7 protein-coding genes are annotated in these 10,186 nt (G+C 71.1%); all 7 read right to left on the bottom strand.

Going from position 1 to position 10,186, the window contains the following annotated elements; all coding sequences use genetic code 11:
* Positions 1-61 precede the first annotated feature (61 nt).
* Complete coding sequence (murG, locus tag ACWGIG_RS32290) at positions 62-1,156, bottom strand: undecaprenyldiphospho-muramoylpentapeptide beta-N-acetylglucosaminyltransferase (protein WP_453325239.1); 1,095 nt, start codon at positions 1,154-1,156, stop codon at positions 62-64.
* Between the two features lie 6 nt (positions 1,157-1,162).
* A complete protein-coding gene (ftsW, locus tag ACWGIG_RS32295) occupies positions 1,163-2,479 on the bottom strand; it encodes a putative lipid II flippase FtsW (RefSeq protein WP_453325240.1) in 1,317 nt (438 codons plus the stop codon).
* A 63-nt stretch (positions 2,480-2,542) separates the two neighbouring features.
* On the bottom strand, positions 2,543-3,991 hold the full coding sequence (gene murD, locus ACWGIG_RS32300) for a UDP-N-acetylmuramoyl-L-alanine--D-glutamate ligase (protein WP_453325241.1): 1,449 nt from the start codon (positions 3,989-3,991) through the stop codon (positions 2,543-2,545).
* A complete protein-coding gene (mraY, locus tag ACWGIG_RS32305; protein ID WP_453325242.1) occupies positions 3,973-5,043 on the bottom strand; it encodes a phospho-N-acetylmuramoyl-pentapeptide-transferase in 1,071 nt (356 codons plus the stop codon). The genes murD and mraY overlap by 19 nt, the downstream gene beginning before the upstream one ends.
* Entirely contained in the window at positions 5,040-6,446 is a 1,407-nt protein-coding gene (locus tag ACWGIG_RS32310) for a UDP-N-acetylmuramoyl-tripeptide--D-alanyl-D-alanine ligase (protein ID WP_453325243.1), read from the bottom strand. The genes mraY and ACWGIG_RS32310 overlap by 4 nt, the downstream gene beginning before the upstream one ends.
* A 4-nt stretch (positions 6,447-6,450) precedes the next feature.
* Entirely contained in the window at positions 6,451-8,115 is a 1,665-nt protein-coding gene (locus tag ACWGIG_RS32315; protein WP_453325244.1) for a UDP-N-acetylmuramoyl-L-alanyl-D-glutamate--2,6-diaminopimelate ligase, read from the bottom strand.
* Between the two features lie 89 nt (positions 8,116-8,204).
* Positions 8,205-10,160 (bottom strand): peptidoglycan D,D-transpeptidase FtsI family protein, encoded by a 1,956-nt coding sequence (locus ACWGIG_RS32320; RefSeq protein ID WP_453325245.1) that lies wholly within the window; start codon positions 10,158-10,160, stop codon positions 8,205-8,207.
* Positions 10,161-10,186: the final 26 nt, after the last annotated feature.

A 10,186-nucleotide genomic window follows, 5' to 3' on the forward strand; every position in this document is an offset into this window, starting at 1 on the left:
CCGCGTTCGCGGGTCGTCGGTCCGGCCACGTGCTTGTGTCGCCTCCTGCTTCGGGGGCCGGTCAGCCGGCCCGGTGTGCTGCGATCGCCTGGTAGACCATGCCGACGAGCAGCTCGTCGGCGTCCCGGCGGCCGAACTCCGATGCCGCGCGCGACATCTCGTACAGCCGGTGCGGATCGGCGAGCACCGGCAGGACGTTGCCCTGCACCCACTCGGGGGTGAGCACGGCGTCGTCCACCAGCAGTCCGCCGCCCGCGTTGACCAGGGGCTGGGCGTTCAGCCGCTGTTCGCCGTTGCCGATGGGCAGCGGGACGTAGGCGGCCGGGAGCCCGACGGCGGAGAGTTCGGCCACCGTCATGGCGCCCGCGCGGCAGAGCATCATGTCGGCCGCCGCGTACGCCAGGTCCATCCGGTCCACGTACGGTACCGGGATGTAGGGCGGCATTCCGGGCATGTTGTCCACGCGCGGCAGTTCGTTCTTCGGGCCGACCGCGTGCAGGATCTGGATGCCCGCCCGCTGGAGGTACGGGGCGGCCTGCTGGACCACCTCGTTGAGGCGGCGGGCGCCCTGCGAGCCGCCGGAGACCAGCAGCGTCGGCAGGTTCGGGTCGAGCCCGAACGCGGCGCGCGCCTCGGGGCGCACGGCCGCCCGGTCGAGGGTGGCGATGGTGCGGCGCAGCGGGATGCCGATGTAACGGGCGCCCCGCAGCTTGCTGTCGGGCGTGGAGACCGCGACGGCCGCCGCGTACCGCGAACCGATCTTGTTGGCGAGGCCGGGCCTGGCGTTGGCCTCGTGGACGATGATCGGCACCCCGAGGCGCTTGGCCGCCAGGTAGCCGGGCAGCGCCACGTAGCCGCCGAAGCCGACGACGCAGTCCGCCTTCGTGCGCTCCAGGATCTGCTCGGCGGCCTTGATGGTGCCGCGCAGCCGTCCGGGGACGGTGATCAGCTCGGGCGTGGGCCTGCGCGGCAGCGGTACGGCCGGGATGAGACCCAGCTCGTAGCCGCGTTCGGGTACGAGTCTGGTCTCCAGGCCCCGTTCCGTGCCGAGGGCCGTGATCCCCACGGTGGGGTCCTGCCTGCGCAGGGCGTCCGCGAGGGCGAGCGCGGGCTCGATGTGGCCGGCGGTCCCCCCACCGGCGAGTACGACATGCACCGAAATTCACCGCTCTCCGGACGGACGCTTCTTGACGCGCCGTCTCATCGTTTTCCATCTCGTCCCGGGCCGCCTCATGGCCAGTGCGGCCCGCGCCGCCGGGTCCTGACGCGCGAAGGCGATCAGCAACCCTACGGCGAACATGGTCGGCAGCAGCGCCGAGCCCCCGTACGAGAACAGCGGGAGCGGGACGCCGGCGATCGGCAACAGGCCGAGCACCGCACCGATGTTGATCGTGGCCTGCGCCATGATCCAGGTGGTCACACCTCCCGCTGCGTACCTCACGAAGGGGTCCTCCGTGCGTCCGGCCACGCGGATACCCGCATAGCCTAGGGCCGCGAACAGGGCGAGTACCGACAGCGTCCCCGCCAGACCCAGTTCCTCACCGGTGATGGCGAAGATGAAGTCGTTGTGGGGCTCGGGGAGTTGGCCCCATTTTTCCACGCTCGCACCGAGCCCGGATCCGAACCAGCCGCCGGACGCGAGGGCGTAGATTCCGTGCACCGCCTGCTGGCACTGCCCGTCGGGGCCCATCTCGGTGCTCAGTACGCAGTCGAGCCTGGCCATCCGGTTGGAGCTGGTCTTGACGAGGACGAAGCCGAGAAATCCGGCGAAACCGAGAACACCGGCGAACAGCCGGGTCGGCGCACCCGCCAGCCACAACAGGCCGAAAAGGATCGCGGTGAGGATGATCGCGGTGCCCATGTCCCCGCCGAGCATGATCAGCCCGAGCAGCATGAAGGCGACCGGCACCAGCGGCACCAGCATGTGCTTCCACTGGGCCAGGAGGTGCTTGTCCTGCTTGCGGGCGAGCAGGTCGGCGCCCCACAGGATGAGGGCCAGCTTGCCGAACTCGCTGGGCTGGAGCTGGAAGGGGCCGCCCAGCGAGATCCAGTTCTGGTTGCCGTTGACCGCGTGCCCTATCCCGGGGACCTGGACGAGCGCCATCAGGAAGACCGTGCCGGCCAGCAGCGGGTAGGAGAGTGCACGGTGCAGCTTGACCGGCATCCGGGCGGCGGCCAGCAGCAGGACGGCGCCGATGGCGGCGGCCAGGAACTGCTTGCGGAAGAAGTACGAGCTGACCAGATTGAGCTGGAGCGCCTTGATCATCGACGCGGAGTAGACCATCACCAGGCCGAGGCCGGTGATGAGCAGTGCGCTGCCGAGGATGACGTAGTACGCGGTCAGGGGCCGGTCCCAGGCCCTGCGGACCTGCTCGTACAGCTTGCGGGGGCCACCGGGGCCGCGCGGGGCCCTGGGCGGTGTCCCGCCGCGCGGGGCGGCGGGACGTGCGCCTGACGTTCTTCTGGCCGTGGCCGGCATCTCGGTGGTCCCCTCCAACAACAGTTGCGCTGATGAGCCGGGGCCGGTTGCCGGCCGGGGTGTCTACCGCCCGTTGTCCGCCTGGGCCGCGGCCAGTTCGCGAACGGCGGCGGCGAAGGCCTCGCCGCGCTCGTTGTAGTTGGCGAACATGTCCATCGAGGCGCAGGCCGGGGCCATCAGCACCGTGTCCCCCGGCTCGGCGAGTGCAGCCGCTGCACGGACCGCCGCCTCCAGTGCCCCAGTGTCGGTCCGGTCGAGGTCGACCACCGGCACCTCGGGCGCGTGTCGCGCGAGGGCTTCGCGGATGAGAGCACGGTCGGCGCCGATCAGGACGGCGGCGCGCAGCCGCTTCGCGGATTTCTCGACGAGTGCGTCGAAGGTGGCGCCCTTGGCGAGGCCGCCGGCGATCCAGACGATGGACTCGTACGCGGCCAGCGACGCCTCGGTGGCGTGCGTGTTGGTGGCCTTGGAGTCGTCGATGTACGCGACGCCCGCCACGTCCGCGATGTGCTCGATGCGGTGCGCGTCCGGCCGGAAGGCGCGCAGGCCCTCTCGTACGGCTGCGGGCTTCACGCCGTAGGCACGGGCCAGCGCGGCGGCGGCGAGGGCGTTGGCGAGGTTGTGCGGGGCTGCGGGGGTGACGTCGGAGACCTCGGCGAGCTCCTGGGCGTTCTTCTGCCGGTTCACCACGAAGGCGCGGTCGACGAGGATGCCGTCGACGATGCCCAGCTGGGACGGGCCGGGGGCGCCGAGGGTGAAGCCGATCGCGCGGCAGCCCTCCGTCACGTCGGCCTCGACGACCAGGTGCTCGGTGGCGGGGTCGGCGACGTTGTAGACGCAGGCGACCTCGTTGCCCTCGTAGATGCGGCCCTTGTCGAGGGCGTAGGCGTCCATGGAGCCGTGCCAGTCGAGGTGGTCCGGCGCCAGGTTGAGCACGGCGGCGGAGTGGGCGCGCAGGGACGGGGCCCAGTGCAGCTGGTAGCTGGAGAGCTCGACGGCGAGGACGTCGTACGCGTCGCCCGCCAGGACCACGTCGATGATCGGGGTGCCGATGTTGCCGACGGCAGCGGTGCGCAGGCCCGCCGCGGTCAGGATCGCCGCGAGCATCTGGGTGGTGGTGGTCTTGCCGTTGGTGCCGGTGATCGCCAGCCAGGGAGCGGCGTCGGGACCGCGCAGCTGCCAGGCGATCTCGACGTCGCCCACGACGTCGACGCCCGCCTTCGCCGCCGCCTCGAACAGCGGGCTGGAGGGCTTCCAGCCGGGTGAGGTGACGACGAGGTCGGTGCCCTCCGGGAGGGTGTCCGCGTCCGCCAGGCGTACGGCGATGCCTTCGCTTTCGAGCTCCGCCGCGCGGGCCCGCAGCGCGTCACTGTCGCCGCCGTCGACGACGGTGGTGCGGGCGCCGAGGCCGGCCAGGGCGCGGGCGGCACTGATGCCGCTCACGCCGAGGCCGGCGACGGTGACGTGTCGGCCGTTCCAGGATTCCCGGGAGGTCACTTGCCGGCTGCCCATCCTGCGTAGAAGAGACCGAGTCCGACGATCACGCACATGCCCTGGATGATCCAGAAGCGGACCACGACGAGGACTTCGGACCACCCCTTGAGTTCGAAGTGGTGCTGGAGCGGCGCCATCCGGAAGACCCGCTTGCGGGTCATCTTGAACGAGCCGACCTGGATGACCACCGACATGGTGATGAGGACGAAGAGTCCGCCGAGGATGGCCATCAGCAGCTGCGTGCGGGAGCAGATCGCGAGTCCCGCGAGCGCGCCGCCCAGTGCCAGCGAGCCGGTGTCGCCCATGAAGATCTTGGCGGGCGAGGTGTTCCACCACAGGAAGCCGAAGCAGGAGCCCATCAGGGCGGAGGCCACGACCGCGAGGTCGAGCGGGTCCCGTACCTCGAAACAGGCGTTGGGATTGGTCAGGGCCTGTGCGTTGGCGCAGGACTCCTGGAACTGCCACAGACCGATGAAGGTGTACGCGCCGAAGACCATCACGGAGGCGCCGGTGGCGAGTCCGTCGAGGCCGTCGGTGAGGTTCACGCCGTTCGACATCGCGAGGATCATGAACAGCGCCCACACGACGAACAGCACGGGCGTGATCGACCAGCCGAAGTCCGTGACGAAGGAGAGCCGGTCGGAGGCCGGGGTCTGGCCGCGGCTGTCGGCGAAGTTGAGCGAGAGCACCGCGAAGGCGATGCCGACGATCAGCTGGCCGAGCATCTTCGCCTTGGCGCGCAGACCCAGCGAGCGCTGCTTGACGATCTTGATGTAGTCGTCGAGGAAGCCGACCAGGCCCATGCCCGCCATCAGGAACAGCACCAGCAGGCCCGACAGCGTCGGCTGACTGGAGGTCAGCACCTTCGTCAGGGCGTACGCGATGAGCGTGGCCAGGATGAAGGCGATGCCGCCCATGGTGGGCGTACCGCGCTTGCCGTGGTGGCCGCGGGGTCCGTCGTCGCGGATGAACTGGCCGTAGCCCTTGCGGGCGAGCAGCTTGATCAGCAGCGGTGTGCCGATGAGCGTCAGGAAGAGGCCGATGGCCCCTGCGAAGAGGATCTGGCTCATGCGCCTGCGACCTCACCCTCGGTGGCGGGATCGAGCAGTGCCTGGGCGACCGATTCGAGACCGACCGACCTGGATGCCTTCACCAGCACGACGTCTCCCGGACGCAGCTCCCCGCGCAACAGGTCGATCGCCGCCTGTGTGTCGGACACGTGCACCGACTCCTCACCCCACGAACCCTCGTTATAGGCGCCCAGTTGCAGCCAGGATGCTTCCCTGCCCCCGACTGCCACGAGCTTGCTGACGTTGAGCCGGACGGCGAGCCGTCCGACGGCGTCGTGCTCGACGAGCGACTCGTCTCCCAGCTCGGCCATGTGACCGAGCACCGCCCACGTCCGCCGACCCCTGCCCATGGCCGCGAGCGCGCGCAGGGCGGCTCGCATGGATTCGGGGTTCGCGTTGTAGGCGTCGTTGACAACCGTCACGCCGTCGGGCCGCTCGGTGACCTCCATGCGCCAGCGGGAGAGGGTCCCCGCCTCGGAGAGCGCCACGGCGATCTCGTCGACGGACAGGCCCAGCTCATGGGCGACGGCGGCCGCGGCGAGCGCGTTCGACACGTGGTGCTCACCGTACAGCCGCATGGTCACGTCACTGCACCCGGAGGGTGTGTGGAGCGTGAAGGCCGGACGGCCGTCCTCGGTGAGCCGGACGTTTTCGGCCCGTACGTCGGCGGACTCGGACTCGCCGAAGAACAGGACGCGGGCCTTGGTGCGGGACGCCATCTCCCGTACGAGACCGTCGTCGGCGTTGAGTACGGCGACGCCGTCCTCGGGCAGCGACTCCACCAGCTCGCCCTTGGCCAGGGCGATGTTCTCGCGGCTGCCGAACTCGCCGACGTGCGCGGTCCCGACGTTGAGCACGAGGCCGATGCGCGGCGGCACCAGGCCCGCCAGGTAGCGGATGTCGCCGATGTAGCGGGCACCCATCTCCAGGACGAGGTGGCGGGTGTCCTCGGCCGCGCGCAGCGCGGTGAGGGGCAGGCCGATCTCGTTGTTGAGGTTGCCCGCCGGGTAGATGGTGGGGGCCTTGCGCTCCAGGAGCTGGGCGATCAGGTCCTTGGTGCTGGTCTTGCCCGCGGAGCCGGTGAGGGCCACGACGTCGGCGCCCAGGCGCGCGACGACGCTGCGGGCGAGTGCGCCGAGCGCCTCGGTCACGTCGGGGACGACGATCGCGGGCACGCCGACGGGGCGGGTGGCCAGTACGGCCACCGCGCCCGCGTCGATCGCGCGCTGCGCGTAGTCGTGGCCGTCGACGCGTTCACCGGCGTACGCGGCGAAGAGGCTGCCGGGGCGGACCTGGCGGGAGTCGATGACGACCGGACCCGTGACTTCAAGGCCTGTGTCCGGTATGTCGTGCGGCTGTCCGCTGACGAGGTCGGCGATCTCGGCGAGGGAGAGGGCGATCACTGCTTCATCCCATCTCGTGCCGGCGGCGCTCGATGGCGTCGCGCAGCACCTTGCGGTCGTCGAAGGGGCGGACCACCCCGGCGATGTCCTGGCCCTGTTCGTGGCCCTTGCCCGCCACGAGGACGGTGTCCCCGCTCTTCGCCCGGGCGACCGCCTCGGCGATCGCGGCGGCCCGGTCCTCGAACACGGCGACGTCGCCGCGCTCGTGGGCGGGCACCTCGGCGGCGCCCGCGAGCATGGTCGCGAGGATCGCGAGGGGGTCCTCGGAACGGGGGTTGTCGGAGGTCAGTACGGCGGTGTCGGCGAGCCGTGCGGCTGCCGCGCCCATGGGGCCGCGCTTCTGCTGGTCGCGGTCGCCGCCGCAGCCGAGCACGATGTGCAGCTCGCCCTCGGTGACCTTGCGCAGGGCGCGCAGCACCGATTCGACGGCGTCCGTCTTGTGGGCGTAGTCGACGACGGCGAGGTAGTCCTGGCCCGCGTCGACGCGCTCCAGACGGCCCGGGACGCCGGGGACCGCGGCGATGCCGTCGGCGGCGGTCTGCGGGTCGTACCCGGCGGCGGCCAGGGTGACGATCGCGGCGAGGGTGTTGGCGACGTTGAACGGGCCGGGCAGCGGGGCGGTCGCACTGATGTGCTCGCCCTTCGGTCCGACCGCGGTGAACGTGCTGGACTGCGGCCCGACCTCGACTTTCTCGGCGCGCCAGTCGGCGTCCGGGTGGCCCTCCGCGGAGAACGTGATCACCGGCACACCGGCCTCGGTGACCAGCCTGCGGCCGTACTCGTCGTCGAAGTTGAGGACGCCGAGCCGGGACCGTTCCGGGGTGAAGAGCTGCGCCTTCGCCCGGAAGTAGTCCTCCATGTCGGAGTGGAACTCCATGTGCTCGGGGCTCAGGTTGTTGAAGACGGCGACGTCGAAGACGCAGGCGTCGACCCGGCCGAGCACCAGGGCGTGGCTGGAGACCTCCATGGCGACCGACTTGACGCCCCGTTCGCGCATGACCGCGAAGAGGGCCTGGAGGTCGGTGGCCTCGGGGGTGGTCCGCTCGGACTTGATCCGCTCGTCGCCGATCCGCATCTCGACCGTACCGATCAGCCCGGGCAGGTCTCCGGCCTGCTTCAGGCCGCCCTCCACCAGATATGCGGTGGTGGTCTTGCCGGAGGTTCCGGTGATGCCGATCTGGAGCAGGTCGCGGCCGGGGTTTCCGTAGATGTCGGCGGCGAGCTGGCCCATGCGGGCGCGCGGGTTCTCGACGGCGAGGACGGGCAGCCCGGTCGCGGCGGCGCGCTCGGCGCCCGTCGGGTCGGTGAGGACCGCGGCGGCGCCGAGTTCGGCGGCCTGCGAGGTGAAGTCGGCGCCGTGGAAGCGGGCGCCGGGCAGGGCCGCGTAGATGTCTCCGGGGCGGACCGCGCGGGAGTCGTGGGTGATTCCGGTGGTCTCTCCAGGTCCTGGGGACTCGATGCCCAGCCGTTCGGCCAGCTCCCCGAGGGTCGTCGGGCGGACCCGGTCCGGCCTGGGCGCTCCGGGGTAGTTCACCGGAGCGTCCTTCTGGGTGGTTTGGGACTGATCAGCGTGTGGCACGGCGGTGAGCGTACCCGGCTGACCGGGTTCCGGGCGAAAGCAGGGGGCCTGCGCAACCCGTTTTCGGAGGTCGTTGGTGAGTGTTGTCACTGAGGGTTTCCGCTTCGGTACGGAGGATTCCGGTTCAGCGCCCGGAACTGCCGGTCCGGGCCCGTCCTGGCACCTGCTCCGGGACCCGGTCAGGACCCCGGTGTGAAGGTGACCGGGAGGTGGGCGGGTTTGCCGCCGGTCGGGGCCACCTGGCGGGTCTTCAGGGCGAACTCCATGACCTGCTTGTAGATCGGACCGCAGATCTGGCCGCCGAAGTAGCTGCCCTTCGTGGGGTTCTGGATGGCGCAGTAGACGGTGACCCGCGGCTTGTCCGCGGGCGCGAACCCGGCGAAGGACGCGGTGTAGCCCTTGTAGCGGCCCGTCTGGGGATCCACCCGGTTGGAGGTGCCGGTCTTGCCGCCGACCCGGTAGCCGGGGATGCGGGCCTTGGTGCCGGTGCCCTCCTCGTCGTCGACGACGGACTCCAGCATCTGGGCGAGGGTCCTGGCGGTCCGGTCGCTGACCACCCGGGTCTTCTTCGGGGCGGTGGCGGGCGTGAAGCGCCCGTCCGGGCCCTTCGTGCCGCGTACGAGCGTGGGCTCGATCCGCACTCCCCCGTTGGCGATCGTGGAGTACACGGACGCCGCCTGCATCGCGTTGAGGGAGAGTCCCTGGCCGAAGGGGATCGTGTACTGCTGCGAGGTGCTCCAGCTGTCCGGCTGCGCCAGGATGCCGGACGTCTCGCCGGGGAAGCCGAGCCCGCTGCGCCGGCCCATGCCGAACTTCGTCAGGTACGAGTGGAGGACCCGGTTCGCCTCGGCCTGGGTCTTGCCGAGCTCTCCGGTGGCCAGGATGGTGCCGATGTTGGAGGACTTGGCGAGGACCCCGTTGAGCGTGAGGTTCCAGGTCGGGTGGTCGATGTCGTCCTTGAAGAGGCGGTCGCCCCTCTTGAGGCGGTTGGGGACGACGACGTGGGTGCCGGGGGTGGCCGCCTTCTCCTCCAGCACGGCCGCCATGGACATGATCTTGCTGGTGGAGCCGGGTTCGTACGCGTCCTGGAGGGCGGCGTTGCCCATCGCGGCGGCGTTCGCCTGGGAGAGGTCGTTGGGGTCGAAGCCGGGCGCGTTGGCCATGGCCAGGACTTCGCCGGTGAGGGTGTCCTGCACTATGACGTACCCGCGGTCCGCCTTGGACTTCTTGACCTGTTCCTCGATGGCGCTCTGCGCGGCCCACTGGATGTCGCGGTCGATGGTGAGCTCGATGTCGGAGCCGGGTACGGCGGGGGTCTCGTCGGCGCCCGCCGTGGGCACCCGGCGGCCGTTCGCCTGGGCGAAGGTGACCTGGCCGTCCTTGCCCGCGAGTTCCTTGTCGAGCTGGACCTCCAGGCCGCCGCCGCCGCGGCCCGCGGCGTTGACGAAGCCCAGTATTCCGGCGGCCAGGTCGCCGTTGGGGTAGACGCGGGTGCTGCTGGGCTCCTGGAGGATGCCGCCGAGGAGGTTGACGGCGGAGTCGGCCTTGCGCTTGTTCGCGGCGGCCGCCCGGTCCGCGTACACGCTCTTGAGGTCCTTGATCTGCTTCCAGACCTGCGGGGTCTGACGGCGCGCCAGGACGACGTAGCGCGTCTTGGGCGTGGCCAGCTTCTTCGCCAGTTCGGCGGGGGGCCTGCCGAGGATCGGGGCGAGGATCGCGGCGGCCTGCTGCGGCGCGTCCGGGATCTTGGCCTGCTCGGGGGCGTACATCCAGGGGTCGGCGGTGATGTCGTGCGCGTCGACGCTGGCGGCGAGTGCGATGCCGCTGCGGTCGGTGATCTCGCCGCGCTCGGCGGTCAGCGTGTGCCGGGCCTGCCGCTGCCGTTCGGCCTTGTCGGTGTACGTGGCCGCGTCGACGGCCTGCACCTGGAAGAGGCGCACGACGAAGGCCAGCATCACCAGCGTCAGCCCGAGGCTGACCAGGCGGAGCCGTGGCTTGGGGCTGCCGAGCCGCAGCGATTTCGCCTTCGCCCCGGCCTTCGGCTTCCCGGCGGCGGGGCGGGCGGCGGGCCTGCGGGCGGCCGGGCGGCCGGGGGCGGGGACCCGCCGGCGCGGTGGTTCCTTCGTCGGGGGCACTGCGTCACCTGCCGGAGGTCGTCGGG

Source organism: Streptomyces sp. NPDC054863, assembly GCF_053610825.1.

What these genes read in the sequence shown, in the direction of transcription:
- ftsW (WP_453325240.1), bottom strand. Translation starts at nt 2,479, where the DNA reads ATGCCGGCCACGGCCAGAAGAACGTCAGGCGCACGTCCCGCCGCCCCG.
- murD (WP_453325241.1), bottom strand. Translation starts at nt 3,991, where the DNA reads ATGGGCAGCCGGCAAGTGACCTCCCGGGAATCCTGGAACGGCCGACAC.
- mraY (WP_453325242.1), bottom strand. Translation starts at nt 5,043, where the DNA reads ATGAGCCAGATCCTCTTCGCAGGGGCCATCGGCCTCTTCCTGACGCTC.